General features: G+C 36.2%; 17 protein-coding genes, 1 tRNA gene and 1 other RNA gene. 3 read left to right on the forward strand and 16 right to left on the reverse strand.

From position 1 onward, the window contains the following. Window positions 1–38: 38 nt before the first annotated feature. From ACYQ3D_RS06085 to ACYQ3D_RS06100, 4 genes are all read right to left on the reverse strand, one after another. Window positions 39–863 (reverse strand): ATP-binding protein, encoded by an 825-nt coding sequence (locus ACYQ3D_RS06085; protein ID WP_459837107.1) that lies wholly within the window; start codon window positions 861–863, stop codon window positions 39–41. Continuing rightward, the gene (locus ACYQ3D_RS06090) at window positions 784–1,695 is read right to left on the reverse strand and encodes a hypothetical protein (RefSeq protein ID WP_459837109.1); all 912 of its coding nucleotides are present in this window, start codon (window positions 1,693–1,695) and stop codon (window positions 784–786) included. The genes ACYQ3D_RS06085 and ACYQ3D_RS06090 overlap by 80 nt, the downstream gene beginning before the upstream one ends. Before the next feature lie 111 nt (window positions 1,696–1,806). Beyond that, a complete protein-coding gene (locus ACYQ3D_RS06095; RefSeq protein WP_459837111.1) occupies window positions 1,807–2,100 on the reverse strand; it encodes a helix-turn-helix domain-containing protein in 294 nt (97 codons plus the stop codon). A 49-nt stretch (window positions 2,101–2,149) separates the two neighbouring features. Then, entirely contained in the window at window positions 2,150–2,434 is a 285-nt protein-coding gene (locus ACYQ3D_RS06100; protein ID WP_459837112.1) for a hypothetical protein, read from the reverse strand. 166 nt (window positions 2,435–2,600) lie between these two features. On the opposite strand from ACYQ3D_RS06100, the gene ACYQ3D_RS06105 reads away from it, so the two are divergent. From ACYQ3D_RS06105 to ACYQ3D_RS06115, 3 genes are all read left to right on the forward strand, one after another. Then, window positions 2,601–3,026, forward strand: coding sequence for a helix-turn-helix domain-containing protein (locus ACYQ3D_RS06105; protein WP_459837114.1), 426 nt, complete (start codon window positions 2,601–2,603; stop codon window positions 3,024–3,026). Between the two features lie 23 nt (window positions 3,027–3,049). After that, window positions 3,050–3,550: an ImmA/IrrE family metallo-endopeptidase gene (locus ACYQ3D_RS06110; RefSeq protein ID WP_459837116.1), complete on the forward strand. Its 501-nt coding sequence runs from the start codon at window positions 3,050–3,052 to the stop codon at window positions 3,548–3,550. A gap of 123 nt (window positions 3,551–3,673) precedes the next feature. After that, on the forward strand, window positions 3,674–4,819 hold the full coding sequence (locus tag ACYQ3D_RS06115; RefSeq protein ID WP_459837118.1) for a site-specific integrase: 1,146 nt from the start codon (window positions 3,674–3,676) through the stop codon (window positions 4,817–4,819). Between the two features lie 105 nt (window positions 4,820–4,924). Here ACYQ3D_RS06115 and ACYQ3D_RS06120 read toward each other — a convergent pair. The 12 genes from ACYQ3D_RS06120 to whiA all read right to left on the reverse strand — a co-directional run bounded on the left by ACYQ3D_RS06120 (window position 4,925) and on the right by whiA (window position 17,184). Then, a tRNA-Trp gene (locus ACYQ3D_RS06120) sits at window positions 4,925–5,000 on the reverse strand. 86 nt (window positions 5,001–5,086) lie between these two features. Beyond that, window positions 5,087–5,448: a transfer-messenger RNA gene (gene ssrA, locus ACYQ3D_RS06125) on the reverse strand. 130 nt (window positions 5,449–5,578) lie between these two features. After that, entirely contained in the window at window positions 5,579–6,046 is a 468-nt protein-coding gene (smpB, locus tag ACYQ3D_RS06130) for an SsrA-binding protein SmpB (RefSeq protein WP_459837119.1), read from the reverse strand. 119 nt (window positions 6,047–6,165) lie between these two features. Next, window positions 6,166–8,304, reverse strand: coding sequence for a ribonuclease R (rnr, locus tag ACYQ3D_RS06135; protein ID WP_459837120.1), 2,139 nt, complete (start codon window positions 8,302–8,304; stop codon window positions 6,166–6,168). A 129-nt stretch (window positions 8,305–8,433) separates the two neighbouring features. Beyond that, window positions 8,434–8,655, reverse strand: a complete 222-nt coding sequence (gene secG, locus ACYQ3D_RS06140; RefSeq protein WP_459837121.1) for a preprotein translocase subunit SecG — start codon at window positions 8,653–8,655, stop codon at window positions 8,434–8,436. A 143-nt stretch (window positions 8,656–8,798) separates the two neighbouring features. Further along, window positions 8,799–10,079 (reverse strand): phosphopyruvate hydratase, encoded by a 1,281-nt coding sequence (eno, locus tag ACYQ3D_RS06145; protein WP_459837123.1) that lies wholly within the window; start codon window positions 10,077–10,079, stop codon window positions 8,799–8,801. A gap of 17 nt (window positions 10,080–10,096) precedes the next feature. Then, a complete protein-coding gene (gpmI, locus tag ACYQ3D_RS06150; protein ID WP_459837124.1) occupies window positions 10,097–11,641 on the reverse strand; it encodes a 2,3-bisphosphoglycerate-independent phosphoglycerate mutase in 1,545 nt (514 codons plus the stop codon). 18 nt (window positions 11,642–11,659) lie between these two features. After that, window positions 11,660–12,412: a triose-phosphate isomerase gene (gene tpiA / locus ACYQ3D_RS06155; RefSeq protein WP_459837126.1), complete on the reverse strand. Its 753-nt coding sequence runs from the start codon at window positions 12,410–12,412 to the stop codon at window positions 11,660–11,662. Between the two features lie 205 nt (window positions 12,413–12,617). Continuing rightward, window positions 12,618–13,805, reverse strand: coding sequence for a phosphoglycerate kinase (locus ACYQ3D_RS06160; RefSeq protein WP_459837127.1), 1,188 nt, complete (start codon window positions 13,803–13,805; stop codon window positions 12,618–12,620). A gap of 151 nt (window positions 13,806–13,956) precedes the next feature. After that, entirely contained in the window at window positions 13,957–14,952 is a 996-nt protein-coding gene (gene gap, locus ACYQ3D_RS06165) for a type I glyceraldehyde-3-phosphate dehydrogenase (protein ID WP_459837129.1), read from the reverse strand. A 45-nt stretch (window positions 14,953–14,997) separates the two neighbouring features. Further along, entirely contained in the window at window positions 14,998–16,014 is a 1,017-nt protein-coding gene (locus tag ACYQ3D_RS06170; RefSeq protein ID WP_459837131.1) for a sugar-binding transcriptional regulator, read from the reverse strand. A gap of 225 nt (window positions 16,015–16,239) precedes the next feature. Next, entirely contained in the window at window positions 16,240–17,184 is a 945-nt protein-coding gene (gene whiA, locus ACYQ3D_RS06175; protein ID WP_459837133.1) for a DNA-binding protein WhiA, read from the reverse strand. Window positions 17,185–17,209: the final 25 nt, after the last annotated feature.

The raw sequence follows: 17,209 nt of genomic DNA on the forward strand, positions 1-17,209 counted from the left end.
TATTGATAAGAAAATCCTGCATTAAATAAGAAATATTTTTATAAATCACCAATCATTTGCTGCACAACTTGATCTCTCTTCTCCCCTGCTTTCCTTCTCCAGTTATATCCCTTCATCACTACTGATTGGCCACACATCTCCTGGATTCTATCTCTAACATCCTGGCCTAATTTATCCTGCAACCACTCGTAATTATACTTAGCTGTAATAATCATAGTCTTACTCTTCTCATAAACAGCATCTACTAAGCGATAGATAATCCCACGTTCAAACTCGGTAAAACTATCTGTGGGACGCTTACCCCCTGTTAAATCATTAAGCGCTATTATTTTATTCTCTCCAATTGCTCTTAACATTTCATTCAGTCTGCCTTCCCCAATAGCATCCTTTAAATCACTCAATAACTCTCGGACATTAACCATGACTCCCAGATAATCATCATCTACACATAATTCATTGATTATGCTGGCTTGTAATTTAGTCTTACCTTGACTAGGAGGGCCTTGTAGATATAGCCCCCAGTTATTCTGGATAAATCTATCTATCTCCTGCACTAAGACTAAGGCATGTTGATAGGCCTGCTTATGAGATGTAGCTTTAAACTTAAAATTATCTAAGCGACTCTCTTTAAACCTAGCTGGAATCCTGGCCGAACTAAGCTTTTTCTTTAGCTGTTTATCTTTACTACAACTACACCGGACCATCTTCTCTTGATCATCTAACTGATAAAAACCTTTATCCTGGCAAATCTGACAGTCATATTCTTCCTTAGTAGCAGATCTATTAGTAGTCGGTATATTTCTCTTCCACTTCTTCCTGGCTTCCTCTACTTTCAGCTGGACTTCCTTCTTGACTCCTTCCATCTTGATCCCTCCGGAGCTGTTTCTCTTCCTGATGCTTACGGTCTAATTCTTTTATATCCTCTAGTGAACTAACTCCAGCTTGCATCCACTTATTAATCAATCCCTTACCTTCCTCAGGGTCCAACCCAAAACAGTACTGAAAAGGATCATCTTTATATCTAGCTCTCTTCATCCCTTCAATTACTACTTCTGTCGTTAATTCAGTAGCAACTTCAGTCAACTTTAATAGCTGGGACGGATTAGGAGTTGTAATTCTCCAATATCTCTCAAAAGCATCTCGAATTGCAGTTGGTTCTCCAGAATTACTTTTCTCAGCTGAAGGCCCCTTATCTATAGATAAATGATTATTACTCTTTGGGACTTCTTTGGTATTGGTTTGGCCACTTTGTCCACCCCCGGTGGTCATCTTGTCCTCCCCCGGCTGGTCATTCTGACCACCACCCCCCTGTCCATTTTGACCAGGGGGTTTTTCTTCTTCCTCTGCCATGTATCTATCAAGAGATTGATAATCAATAGTATACCACTTAGTCTGATCATACTTCTTTTGATTAAATTGATCTGAGGAAATAAAAATCCCTTCTTTTTCTAACTCATTAAAAGTCCTTCTTACTGTCCGGACACTCCAAAAGTCAAAGAAGTTTTCTTTCCAGTCAGTATAAGTGTTATAAACCCACCACTTCCCCTGATGAAAATACTTATTTCTATCCTCTTCTTTGCGCTGTTTAAGCAAATAATGCACCTGTTGGACCACTATTGCTTTATTTAAACCTAACTTTTTGGCTAATCCTTGTTGAATAACTAACGGACTTTCATCTAATAATAAGTTTCCCATCTTACCACCTTTACTCTCTCTGAATTGTAATCAAGTAACTCTTATGTTACAATAAACTTAACAGTAATATTTTTACTGAGCCACTTGCTGCCCTAAAGCAAGTGGCTTTCTTTATCCTGCTTGATAAACATCTCGAACCTCACTTTGCTTATTACTATCAGCATTTTCATTAATCCATCCTACTAATCTTCCCTTCGGAACTAACTTTCTTCTTCCCGCTTTAACAAAGGGAATCTCTTTTTGCTTCATTAACTCATATACCTTAGTAGTACTAATCTTTAAAAATTCAGCTGTCTCTTCTACATTTAACATAGTATCTTCTCTACTATCATCTGAAGTAGATAACTGATCAAGCTTTTGATTCATCTCTTTAAGCTCTGCTAATACTTTCTCCATCACTCCCATTTTACTCCCTCCTAAATAATAATTAATTTAAATTTGGATATTATAAAAGTTAAGTAAGCCTTTTTGTGTCTTTTTTGTTACAGTCCTGTAAAAAAAATAATTCATCTGAGTGCTGAGGAAATATTTCAGAGATCTTCTTCATAGCATCAAGTCCTACATTATTTCCTCTTAGTAATCGATAAAGATGCATTCGGCTTAATTCTACTTCAGCTGCCAGTTCTGTCTTAGAATCTAGATCTTTTTCCTGGGCCAACTGCAAGAGTAGCTCTTGGTTAAGCTTAGCTTTAACATCTCCTTGAGCTACTTTTAGTAATAGATTACTATCTAAGCTCACTCTATCACTCCTTTCTCTGTAACTAATATGTTACACTACTTATATTGTAACAATATGGTTACAATTATGCAAGAGAAATATAAAATTTCTTGATTTTTATGCCATTTCATATTATTATAATAAATAGCTGTAACATCAATGTTACAACCTAACAAGGAGGTATCCTATGAATTTTACTGAGTTTATTACTGATTATATGAAGCAACATAACCTCTCATATAGGCAAATGGGTCAATTATGTAATATAAGCCATGCTGAAATAAGTAGATTAGCCAAAGGAAAGCAACCTTCTATCAAAACTATTAATAAGATCTCAACTGGCACAGATATACCTAAAAACAAACTATTAGCAACAGCTGGTTACTTAGAAGATAATAAGGATAATAAGGCTAAGCAGCTAAAAGAAAAACTACCCCAGGAAACATTTGAATCATTAGATGAAAAAGATCTAGAATTTCTGATTGAATTATCCCAGGATGATCAGCGACAAATGCTCCTGCGAGAAAGCAGAAAATTATCTGATGATGACTTAGCTAAAATTATTAAAATTATTAGAACTTTCGCTGAAGAAGAGGATCTACCAGCTGAATAAATACCTTCAAAGGAGAGTTGGCAATGAAATTAAAACAAGCTGAACTTAAAGCAAGAAACTTCTTAAACCAATACAATTTTGAAATTCCTATCAACCTTAATCGAGCAGCAAAACTACTAAAAGTTAAAATCAAACTTGCAGATATTAATACTGAGTCAGCTACACTCTATAAAGGAAGACATAAGAATCTAATAATTATCAGCCAACACCAATCTAAAGCCCAACAAAGATTTAATATAGCCCATGAACTAGCCCATCTTCTACTTAACCATACGGGAAAAGTATTTACTTCCTATGAGGCTGAAGAAAAGACTAAACCTCTGCGGGAAAAACAAGCTGATATTTGCGCCAGTGAACTTTTGATCCCTACTCTAGCTCTAAAAAAGAAAGTTCACCGGTGCAAGTATGACTTAGATAAGCTAGCCAAATCTTTTAAAGTAACTAGACAAGCCATGGCCACCAAATTAGATATTAAGAATATCCCCTATAACTGCCATAATGAATCTTATGGCGACTTTTTTTAAACCATTTTAAGAAAAAAATAACATAATTGGTATCTAGCGTATATTATCCAAAAATAACAAACATAAAACACTTGATTAAAATTAGCCTATAAAACTAACACTACTATTAAGGAGGAATTACTAATGGCACATCTCAGAAAACGAGGCAAGAATAGTTGGCAAATCTGTATTGAAAAAGGACGTGATCCGATCACAGGTAAACGCAAGAGGATTTATAAGACTGTTAATGGGACTAAGAAAGAAGCAGAAAAGGAAATGCATAAGTTGGCCCATGAAGTAGAAACTGGAGCTTATATAGAACCATCAGAGATGACAGTTAAGGATTTTCTTCTACAATGGTTTGAGGATTACTGTGAAAGTAACTTGGCCCCTTCTACTCTAGAAAGTTATGAGATAATCATCAAATCCCATCTAATCCCTGCTTTAGGTAACATCAAAGTCAGTGACTTAGAACCAATGCATATTAAAAGATACCAGACTCATAAATTAAAGAAAGGTCGTAGAGATGGTAAAGAAGGTGGCCTCTCCAAGCGAACTGTTCAGTATCATCACCGGGTATTATCTAAAGCTCTTAAACATGCTGTTAAGTGGCGAGTGATTGACACTAACCCAGCTGAAGTTATAGAAGCTCCATCACCAGATACTCCAGAGATTAAAGCACTAACTCAAGAAGAAGTGAATAAATTACTCGATAAAGCAGAAGGTTGGGTCTATGATCTTATTTATATAGCAGTATTTACTGGGATGCGTAGAGGAGAATTACTAGCTATGAGATGGAATGATATAGACTTTTCTGAACAGATTATCCAAGTTAAACAAAGCGTTACCAAAGTAACTGGAAAGGATTTAGAGTTCAGAAAGCCTAAAACTAAATCAAGTATTAGACCGATTAATGTAGATGATGATATTATTAAAATACTCAACAGAAGAAAAAAGGAACAAAAACAGAATAAATTAAGATTAGGAGGAAAATACAATACCAAATACAATTTGGTCTTTTGTAAAGTAAATGGTGATCCTTTCTTACCCCAATATGCAACTCGGAAATTTAATGCTGTTGCTGAAAAAGCTGACTTAGAAGAATTTAGATTGCATGATTTAAGGCATACTCATGCTACTTTAATGTTAAAAGCTGATGTTCATCCTAAAATAGTCCAGGAAAGATTAGGTCACTCTTCTATTAATCAAACTTTGGACACTTACTCTCATGTAATTCCTTCCATGCAGAAAGAAGCAGTCAAAAAATTAAAAAATACCCTTAATAAATAGGGTACTAAATTAGTATGGCGTCAAAATGGCGACAAACCACTTTTTTGCCTTCCACTATTAAATTTTAAAAACCTCTCTGAGCCCTGTCATATCAAAAACTAAAAATGGCACGGGAAGCAGGACTTGAACCCGCAACACCTGGATTTGGAGTCCAGTGCTCTGCCAATTGAGCTATTCCCGTACATTACAAATATTTAACTACTTCTCTCATTAACCAACATACATTATAAATCATAAGTCCTGTCTTGTCAAGAAATTTATATAAATTGGTGGAGGTGACCGGAGTCGAACCGGTGTCCCTATAGAATACCCTAGGAGGTTCTACGAGTGTAGTCTGTGTTTTAACTTCGCAACTTTAGCTCCCCCAGACAGGATCTAAAGCGCTAGCTTGCAAAATTCCCTATTCTCCTACAAGCTTTAGAGAATAGGTAGCCTGCTAATTATGACACTTATAGACATTCACAGACAAAATCTCTATAAGCGTAGCGGGTGCGTTACGCAGCCGCTAAAGCGTAATCGTTAGTATCGTTTGCAAATAAATTTAGATACTATTAATGTTACGAGCTTAATAGTAATCTCGACTCGCTTGCTCCCTCATACTCCATAGGTCGAGTCCCATATACACCCCCATAATCAATTGACAATTTATAATTAACAATTTACAGTTAAATTCAAAAACATAAACCAATAGAAACTTATAATCCTAAACTTTTATTAATTTATCTTAATTATACATTATCAATTCTTAACTTTCAATTACTAAGACCTGCCTACTTGGCGATCCTTAATAGCACGTTCCATCTCTCGTTGGGCAGTTTTACGTTTGATATCTTGTCGCTTATCATGGAGATTTTTACCTTTAGCTAAGGCTAGTTTAACCTTAACCATCTGTCTTTTAAAATAGAGCTGTAAAGGAATTAAAGTATATCCACTTTGTTTAGTTTTACCGATCAACTGTTTAATCTGATGTTTATGCAATAACAACTTTCTCTTTCTCTCTGGTTCATGATTATGCCGATTTCCTTCTTTATAACGGGCAATATGCAGATTATGCAAGAAAGCTTCTCCATCTCTAATTAAAGCAAAACTATCTTTGAGACTAGCTTTACCTTCCCGGATAGACTTAATCTCTGTTCCTTGTAAAGCAATTCCGGCTTCAAAAGTCTCTTCAATATGATATTCATGTCGTGCTTTACGATTCTTAGCAATCACTTTTTGCTCTCCCATTTTTCTTCACCTCTTAAAGACCACTTATTATTATATCACTTATATCTAATTTGTCAAGGGCCAACTAGGAAAAATAAATATTTAGTCGCAGGCCACTATAGCCTACGACCTCCACTTAATTACTCTGAATCTGTATCCACTAACTCCAAATCAATCTCTCGTTCACTTAAATCAACCTTACTGACTTCCACTTCTACCTCATCACCTAAGCGATATATCTTCGCTGTTCTTTCGCCAATAAAGGCATGCTTGTCTTCATGGTAATGATAATAATCATCAGCCATTGTACTAGCATGGACTAGACCTTCAATTCCATTATCTAGCTCCACAAAGAATCCAAAAGGCATGATCCCACTAATAACTCCTTGATATTCAATTCCAATCTCATCCTGCATATACTCTACCTTTTTAAGATCCTTAGATTCCATCTCTGCATCCATAGCTTTCCGTTCTTGAATCGAACAATGATCTGCTATAGAGAATAATTCCTCCTGTAGTTCTTCTCTTCTCTCTTGTTCTAAAACACCTTTATTGATTACTTCCTTGATAATTCGATGGATCATAAGGTCAGGATAACGTCTAATAGGAGAAGTAAAGTGAGAATAACAATTAGAAGCTAACCCAAAGTGGCCTATATTTTGGGGATGATAATGGGCCTGTTGCATAGATCTTAATAACACAGTATTGACTACTTTCTCTTCTGCTTCCCCTTCTACTTTACTTAAAACCGTCTGTAAAGATTTAGGATGGACTTCATCCTTCTCCTCTAATCCTTTAATGTGATAACCTAGATTATGTAAGAATTCATTTAATTCTTTAAGTCCTTCTAGATTAGGTTGCTCGTGGACTCGATAAATAAAGGGTACTTCTCTATAATGCATCTCTTCAGCTACTACTTCATTAGTCTTAATCATAAAGTCCTCGATTAATCTCTCAGCTAATCCTCGGTCTCTATTCACTATATCTATTGGACTACCTGCTTCATCTAATTCAATCTCAATCTCAGCAAAATCAAAATCAACACTACCTCTCTCCTGTCTCTTATCTTTTAAACGAGCTGCTAAGTCCTGCATTAATCGTAAGTTATCTATCACATCTTGGTACTGGGTGATTAACTCTTGCTCATCTTCCATTAGCATCTTATTGGCCTGCTTATAAGTTAGACGATGATCAACCTCAATAATACTTTCAGTAATCTCATGGTCAACCAATTCTCCTGTTGTCAGATCAAAATCCATCAAGACCGACATAGCTAATCTATCTTCATTAGACCGCAAGCTACATAAATTATTAGATAACTTCTCAGGGAGCATAGGAATTACTCGATCAACTAGATAAATACTAGTTCCTCGCTGATAAGCCTCCTGATCTAAAACACTGCCCTCTTCTACATAATAGGTTACATCAGCAATATGAACTCCTAATCTTACTTGGTTACCAGCTAAATCAACAAGGGAGACTGCATCATCAAAATCCTTAGCATCTGCTCCATCAATTGTTACCATTGTTACATCTCTTAGATCTTTTCTCCGCTCGGCCTCAGAAGCAGGAATATCCTCTCCTAAATCAGCTACCATCTTTTCCACTTCGACTGGGAATTCTCCTGGTAACTCTAGCTTACGGATAATAGCTTCAATATCTACTCCTGGATCACTCTGATGGCCTAAGATCTCTACTATATTACCTTCGGGATTACGACTCTTTTCTGGCCACCGAGTAATCTTAACCACAACTTTTTGGCCTTCTTCGGCTCCTTGACTTTCCTTTTTAGGAACAAATACATCATGATTAATCCGCGAATCATCAGGTACAACAAAACCAAAGTTTTCACTATCCTCATAAGTACCTACTATTTCTTCGTTAGCTCTTTCCAAAATTTTAATAACTTCACCTGATAATCGTTTACCACTTCTTTTATCGATCAACCTAACTACTATTCGGTCATTATGCATTGCTCCATTGAGATCCTTAAAGTTAATATAAACATCTTCTTGTTCAGGGTTGTCAGGAATTAAAAATCCAAATCCTTTAGCATGCCCTTGTAATCTCCCGACTACTACATTCATTCTCTCGGGCGTGCCGTATCTCTCCTGCTCATTTTTAACTATCGAACCTACACTCTCCATCTCTTCTAATACTGCTAAAAATCTATCTTGCTCTGCCTGAGGAATCTCAAATACATCAAATAATTCATCAGCAGTTAGCGGTTTGTAGGCTTCTTCTTCCATAAAATTTAAAATAGTACTCTTTACACTCATATTTTACCTCCATTAGTTTTAATTCACAATATATTATTCTCAAATTTAACTTCTCTATACTAGTAAATAAAAAATAAAACTCTCAGTTAGATACAAATCCAACCAAGAGTTTATAACAAATTCTAATTACTATATAACTGCAACTGTTAAGGATAGTACCATAAATAAAACAGCCGCAACAGTAGTTACTTTACTTAGAATTTCATCTAAAGCTTTACCCTGGTCACCAAGTACAGAATTTCCTCCACCAGCAAGTCCGCCAAGACCGCCACCTTTACCTGATTGTAATAATACAGAAGCAATTAAAATAATAGATACAATCATCAATAATACTTTAAGAAAAAATGCCATCTATGTTACCCCCTCTTTCAACAAACCAACTTATAATAATGACATTAAATATTTTAACACAACTGGGGTAAAAAAGCAATCTATAAGTATTATAATAAGGGCAGGTACAATACCTGCCCTTAACTCAAACCTTACTAACTCATTTATAAGTTATAGAAATTAGCTAACCCATTATACTGACCAGATTCAGATAATCTTTCTTCAATTCTTAATAACTGATTATACTTCGCCATTCTATCAGAACGAGAAGCAGAACCAGTCTTGATCTGACCTGCATTAGTAGCAACAACAAGATCAGCAATTGTATCATCAGCAGTTTCACCAGAACGATGTGATACAACAGCAGTCATGTTATTTCTCTTAGCTAACTCAATAGCATCAAGAGTTTCTGTAATAGTACCAATTTGATTTACCTTGATTAAGATAGAGTTACCAGCACCCATCTTAATTCCTTTAGCTAGGAATTCAGTGTTAGTTACGAATAAATCGTCACCAACGATCTGGATCTCATCTCCTAGTGCTTCAGTTAATTGGACCCAACCTTCCCAGTCTTCTTCATCTAATCCATCTTCAATAGACTGAATTGGATACTTATCAACTAAATCAGCATAAAAGTCAACCATTTCTTCACTAGTTCTGACTGCTCCTTCACGCTTGAAGTTATACTTGCCATCTTCATAGAATTCACTAGCAGCTGCATCTAAAGCAAGTACGATATCATCACCTGGAGTATATCCTGCTTTTTCAATTGCTTCTAGGATTATCTCAATAGCTCCTTCAGTACCATCAATATTACGAGGAGCAAATCCACCTTCGTTACCTACTGCAGTTACATCACCTTTTTCAGCTAAGATATCTTGTAAAGCATGGAAAATCTCAGAACCAGCTCGTAAAGCACGACTATAATTATCGAATCCAACTGGCATAATCATAAACTCTTGGATATCTACAGCAGAGTCAGCGTGCTCTCCACCATTTAGGATATTCATCATTGGAACTGGTAATTCTTTAGCATTAACTCCACCTAAGTACTGATATAAAGGTAAACCTAATTGGTTAGCAGCTGCTTTAGCTACTGCCATAGAAACACCTAATAAAGCATTAGCACCAAAGTTTTCTTTCTTTTGGGTCCCATCTAATTCAATCATCTTATTATCAATCTCAACCTGACGATCAGCAAACATGCCAATAATCTCCGGTGCAATATCTTGGTTAATGTGTTCAACAGCTTCTTGAACACCTTTACCGTTATAACGGTCACCACCATCTCTTAGTTCTAATGCTTCATTTTCACCAGTAGAAGCACCAGATGGTACAGCAGCTCTACCACGAGCACCTCCATTTAAATAAACATCTGCTTCAACTGTTGGATTACCTCTAGAATCAAGAATTTCTCTAGCAACTACATCAACAATTTCTAACATATTAATCCCTCCTAGTTTTATTTAATAAGTTTTTGACCTGTCATTTCTTCTGGCACTTCAATGCCTAATAAGTCTAACATAGTTGGTGCAAAATCAGCTAATTTTCCATCTTCAATCAGCTGAGCATCTTTAGCTTGATCATTAATATACACTAAGGGCACTGGATTAGTTGTATGAGCTGTAAAAGGATCTCCAGTCTCATAATCAACCATTTGTTCACCATTACCATGGTCGGCAGTCAATAAAACTGCTCCCCCTTGCTCTGTAAGAGCATCAATTACCTGTCCTAGACACTCATCAACAGTTTCAATTGCTTCTTGGACAGCTGTGAAGTCTCCAGTATGGCCTACCATATCTGGATTAGCATAATTGAGAACAATTACATCATGGTCTGCATCATCTATTTTCTCTAATAACCTATCAGTTACCTCATAAGCACTCATTTCTGGTTTCTGCTCGTAAGTAGCAACATCAGGAGACGAAATTAATTCTCTATCCTCTCCTTGGTACTCTTTTTCTTTACCTCCATTAAAGAAGAAGGTTACATGAGCATACTTTTCTGTCTCAGCAATCTTAAGCTGTTTCAGATCATTATCAGATAGTACTTCTGGTAAAGTATTTTTAATATCCTCTGGCGGGTAAGCTACCGGAGCATCAATTGTTTCATCATACTCAGTAATACAGACTAGATGTACTTCCGGATAACCTTCTTGTCGCTCAAATCCCTTTAAGGTAACATCATTTAAAGCACGAGTCAACTGCCGAGCTCGATCAGCTCTAAAGTTAAAGAAGATAGCAGAATCATTATCCTCTACCTGAGCAACTGGATTCCCAGCTTCATCTATAATAACTGTCGGTAGTACAAATTCATCTGTAGTATCTTCAGCATAGGAAGCTTTTATAGCTTCTAAAGCTGACTCAGCTTTGTTACCTTGGCTAAAGCACATAGCATTATAAGCTTCTTCTGTTCTTTCCCAGTTATTATCACGATCCATGTAATAATAACGGCCACCAAGCGTAGCTATCTGGCCTACTCCTATCTCAGCCATTTTTTCTTCTAATTCTTGGACATACTTCTCGGCACTAGATGGCGGAGTATCTCGCCCATCTAAAATAGCATGGACATAAACATCTTCTAATCCCGCTTTTTTAGCTACTTCTAATAGACCATATAAATGTTGATTATGACTATGCACTCCACCATCAGATAATAATCCTAATAAGTGTAGAGCAGAATCATTCTCTTTAACATTTGTAATTGCTTCTTGGATAACCTCATTATCACCTAAAGTATCTTCTTCAATTGCAAGATTAATTTTAGTAAAATCTTGATAAACAACTCTGCCTGATCCTAGATTAAGATGACCAACTTCTGAGTTACCCATCTGACCATCTGGTAAACCAACTGCTTTTCCAGAAGCCTGAACTAGTGTACTAGGATATTCATCCCATAATCTATCAAAATTAGGGGTATCTGCAGCTTCAACACCATTCATTTCCTGATTTGAATTACAACCAAATCCATCTAGTATAATTAATGCTAAAGGGTTTGGAGCTGCCATAGTTATCACCTCTCTCTACTATTTAAACTTAACTATCTTAGAGAACGACTCAGCTTCTAGACTTGCACTACCTACTAAGGCACCATCAATATTAGGTTGAGCCATAATCTCTTCTACATTCCAAGGTTTAACACTACCGCCATACTGAATCCGAATTGCATCAGCAATCTCTTGGTCATACATTTCTGCAACTGTTTCTCTAATAAACTTAATTATCTCTTCTGCTTGTTCTGGAGTAGCACTTTCGCCAGTACCAATCGCCCATAAAGGTTCATAAGCTAGAACCATATCTTGAACATCCTCTGCTGGAATACCAGATAAGTCAGCTTCTAATTGGAACTTAACTCGAGCAAAGTGCTCACCAGCTTCTCTTTCCTCTAACTTTTCTCCAATACATAAAATAGGCTTAATATCATGCTCAAAAGCAGTCTTTAATTTTAGGTTAAGTAATTGGTCATCTTCTCCAAAAATCTCTCTTCGTTCCGAGTGACCGATAATTGCATACTCACAACCAACAGACTTAATCATAGCTGGAGACAATTCACCAGTATAAGCTCCACTTTCTTTGTAGTACATATTTTCTGATCCTAGTTTAACATCAGTATCAGCTAGTACCTCATTAAGTGGATATAAATCAACTGCTGGAGCACAGATTCCTGCTTCTACATCATCAACCTCAGCTACTAATTCCTTAAATTCTTGGGCCATTTCTACAGCCTCATCAACATCTTTATGCATCTTCCAGTTAGCACACATAAAAGGTGTTCGCATAATTTATCACTCCTTTTTTATAGTTTGAATTATGTAAGACCTATTAAAAGTTAAGGCAAGATAGAGGCTTGAGTTAACCTTAGCCTCAGCCTCAACCTAAAATTACTCTCTATTTGTTATCTAACACGTCTAGAAACCAAGACTGGTTGTGTACATTGAAATAAATCCCTATTAAGACATTATCTAGTTTATTGAAACACAATCTCTACTTGTTATCCAACGCATCTACTGCAGGAAGTGGTTTACCTTCAATAACTCGTAAGGAAGCTCCACCACCAGTAGAAATATGAGTTACTGCATTCTCTAATCCTGCCTGCTTAACAGCAGCTGCAGATTCTCCACCACCAACAATAGTTGTCGCGTCAATATCACCTAACACTTCAGCTACTTGATTAGTTCCTTTAGCAAAGGCCTCCATTTCAAAGACACCTAAAGGTCCATTCCAAGTAACTGTCTTAGCATCTGCTAGGATAGAAGAGAACTTCTCGATAGTTTCTGGGCCAATATCCAGTGCTTGCCAGCCCTCTTCAATCTCATCAATAGCAACTGCTTTATGATTTGCATCAGCAGCAAAGTCATCAGCAACAGTTACATCAATTGGCAGTACTAAGTCAACTCCTTTAGCTTCAGCTTTCTCCATTAATTCTTTAGCTAAATCAAGCTTATCTTCCTCAAGTAGAGAATCTCCAACTTCATAATCTTTAGCTTTAATGAATGTATTAGCCATGCCCCCACCAATCAGGATAGTCTCAGCTTTATTCATTAAAGTTTCTACAGTATCCATCTTATCAGAGATCTTAGCGCCCCCAACAATTGCTACATAAGGCTGCTTAGGGTCTTCAACTGCAGGCTGCATAGTCTCTAATTCATTCTGCATTAAGAATCCAGCAATTGCTTTTGGAGCATATTCAGCTACACCTGCTGTAGAAGCATGAGCTCTGTGAGCAGCACCGAAAGCATCATTCACATAAACATCAGCAAATTCAGCTAACTGCTGAGCAAATTCAGGATCATTCTGCTTCTCTCCTGGATTGAAACGAGTATTTTCTAATAATACTACATCGCCTGCTTCCATATTAGCAACTGCTTCTTTAGCATCAGGACCAACAGTTGTCTCTGACTTAATAACCTCTTGGTTTAATTTATTAGATAACTCTTGCGCAACTGGATTTAAACGTAAATCCTCTTGTACTTCACCACCTGGTCGACCAAAGTGGGCCATCAGGATAGTCTTAGCATCATGTTTTTTCAGATACTTAATAGTAGGTAACGCAGCTTCAATTCTTTTATCATCAGTTACATTACCATCATCATCTACAGGCACATTAAAGTCAACTCTAACTAATACCTGTTTATCATCAACATCAACATCTTTTAAAACTTTTTTATCCATTACTGCCACCTCCGCATTTTAATTAACAATTTAGAATTGACAATTGAAATCAAATTCAAGAAAACTTGAAGTTAATTCTCAATTCTACATTATTAATTAGGTAATAAGGTAGGGCCAAAACTAAGTTGGCCCTAAATTCTAACTAATATAATTACAGCTTAAGAGCTAAATCAACAACTCGATTAGTATAACTTAACTCATTGTCGTACCAAGAAACAATCTTAACCATATTACCAGCTACCTGCATAGTAGCTCCGCCATCAACTTTAGAAGATTCAAATTGGCCCATGATATCTCTAGAAACAAGTGGCTCTTCAGTGTAGCCTAAGATGCCTTCCATTTCTCCTTCAGCTTTATCTTTAAGAGCAGCATTTACTTCATCTACAGTAACATCTTTTCCTAGAGTAAATACTCCATCAACACAAGAACCATTAGGTACAGGTACTCGCATAGCCATACCGTCTAACTTACCTTTTAATTCAGGTAGTACTTTTGTAGTAGCAACAGCTGCACCAGTAGTAGTAGGAATAATATTTTCCGCAGCAGTTCTACCTCTTCTTGTTTTGCTTGCAGGAGCATCTAAGATAGACTGGCTAGCAGTATAGCCGTGTACAGTAGTGATTAAACCTTGCTCTAATCCAAATTCATCATTTAATGCTTTAGCTAATGGAGCTAAGCAGTTAGTAGTACATGATGCATTAGAAACAAGCTTATCATCATCTGATAACTCATCATCATTAACACCTAATACAATAGTATTATCTAACTCGTCTTTAGCAGGTACAGTTAACAGAACTTTGTCTGCGCCAGCTTCTAAATGCTGTTCTAGATCTTCTCGGTATCTAAATACTCCAGTAGATTCAATTACAAGATCAATATTTTGCTCATCCCATGGTAATTCTGTAGGATTCTTAACAGCACTAACCTCGATTTCATTACCATTAACTACTAAGTTACCATCTTTAGTATCTACTGTACCATCAAACTTACCATGTACAGAATCATACTTAAGTAAATAAGCTAAGTTCTCTACATCAACTAAGTCATTGATAGCAACAATCTCTAAATCTACACCTCGTTGTGTAACTAGTCGTAAGAAACCTCTCCCAATTCGCCCAAATCCATTAATTGCAACTCTTTTTGTCATATTAACTCCTCCTTATAAAATTTATTATAAATTTAAATTGTAAACTTATACTAGCTCTAAGATCTTATGAGCTGCTTTTTCATCAGTGATCAAGACATCTTGATACTTACTAGAAACAGCAGCTAGAATAGCTTCTGCTTTGTGCTCGCCACCAGCAATAGCTACTACCTTTTTTATCTTAACCAGATCAGACAACTTTAATCCAACACTAGTAGTAGAATACACAATTTCTCCTTGCTGGTTGAAGTAGTAACCAAAACTTTCTCCTACAGCTCCTTTATCTTTTAGTTCTTTAATTTTAGCAGTTGCTATTTTACGACGCTTGGCCATTACTTGAGCTGTACCTACTCCATGGACTAATATATCAGCATCCTTAGCTAAATCAAGCACCTGTTTAATCGAAGGTTCAATCACTAATTTAGAAATAGTATCCTTTTCTAAATTATCAGGTATATGTAATAGGTGATATTCTCCACCTAATTTATTAGCAAGTTTAGCAGCAATTGTATTAGCTTGAATTTCCACCTTTTCTCCTAAGCCACCTCGCCCAGGAACCACAGTAACTTCTAAATCATGATTACTACGATTCATCATCCGAGCCATAGTAGCTAAGGTTGTTCCTCCAGTTACAGCAATTATATCTTCAGGAGTAATCAATTCTGTTACAAAATCAGCTGAAAATCTACCTAACTCCCCCTTAGATTGGCTATAATTCAATCCTCGTGGGATAATATGTACCTCTACCCCTAAAATAGCTTCAATTTGTTGTTCTAGCTTTCTAGTTCCCCTCAGTTCTTTAATATAACCATCGAAGTCGGATAAAATTCTGATTCCAGAATCTGTAATTTTGGCCCCGGCATTAGTAACTTCCACAAACTGGTTTTCCTGAAAGAAATCTAAATTTTTGCGGACAGTTCTTTCGCTTAAATCTAGTTTCTGAGCCAACGACCGCCGGCCAATTGGCCCTAAGCGATAAATTTCTGTTAAGATTACATATCTGCGCTCTACAACTTTAACTAACTCTGGAGCTATCTTTTGCTGCAACTTAAAATAATTAACCATTCCTATCCCTCAATCCTTAGTGGGACATAATTATCCCGCTCTTATAAAATTGTCCCATACTCTGTAAAAAATAAACTCCATCATTATTGTATTCTTTTTTTATCTCCATTATTAGTATTTCCTACTCCAAACTAAAACTCCTGCCAAAAATATATTTTCTTTCCGGACTCTCCATCATCAATCTTTCTTGCCGAAAAACAAAAGTCCTGCAAAAAAATTAATTTTTTATTTGGACTGAAATTTGCTTTCCTGTAGTTGTTGAGCTATCTTTTTAATTCTCCGGAAGCGATGATTAACTCCTGATTTAGTTAACTCTAGCATTTCTCCTAACTCTTTAAGACTAGAGTAAGGATTCTCTCTTCTTAAATCAGCTATCTCTTGCAGACTAGCAGGCAATTCCTCTAAACCTTTTAACTGATCAATTAACTCAATATGTTCTAACTGTCTTTGCGCAGCAGCTACTGTCTTATTTAAATTAGCTGTCTCGCAATTAACTAGCCTATTTACTCTATTACGAACTTTTTTATGAACTCTAGCATTTTCAAACTGTAATAAAGCTGAATGGGCCCCGATTAGATTAAGCACCTTAATAATATCATCTGCTTTTTTAAGATACAATAGATAATTATCATTTCGCTGGCGCAATTTAATATCTATCTCAAACTGAGTAAAAAAGTCCTTTAATTCAACAGCATACTCCTGGTAATCTATACTCAACTCTAGATGATACTCCTTTTCTGGGTGAGTCAGCGAACCAGTAGCTAAAAAGAGTCCTTTCAAATAAGCTTGCCTACAACACTCTTTTTCTTTAAACTCCTCTTTAATTTGGTAATTCAACTGGTATGATTTATCTATCAACCCACAATCAACTAGTAATTCTTTGACTCCTGGTTGAGAAGCCACTTTAATTATATAGTAGTTATCTTTATTTAAATACATCTTTTTTCTAACTATAATTTCTGTTATAAAATCAAATCTTTCCTGGAGCAAATTATATAATTTGCGAGCTACAACTGCCTGTTGACTAACTAATTTTAGAGCTAACTGCTGATTGACTATCTTGAGACTACCTTCTGATTTAATTAAAGCAGCTAATTCTGCTAAATGACAACACCGATTAGAGTTATCTTTTCTAATTACTTCATGTTTAACTTCATCTGTAAAAGACATTCCTATCACCTGAATTTATGTAGTG

This window comes from Halanaerobaculum tunisiense (assembly GCF_054657635.1).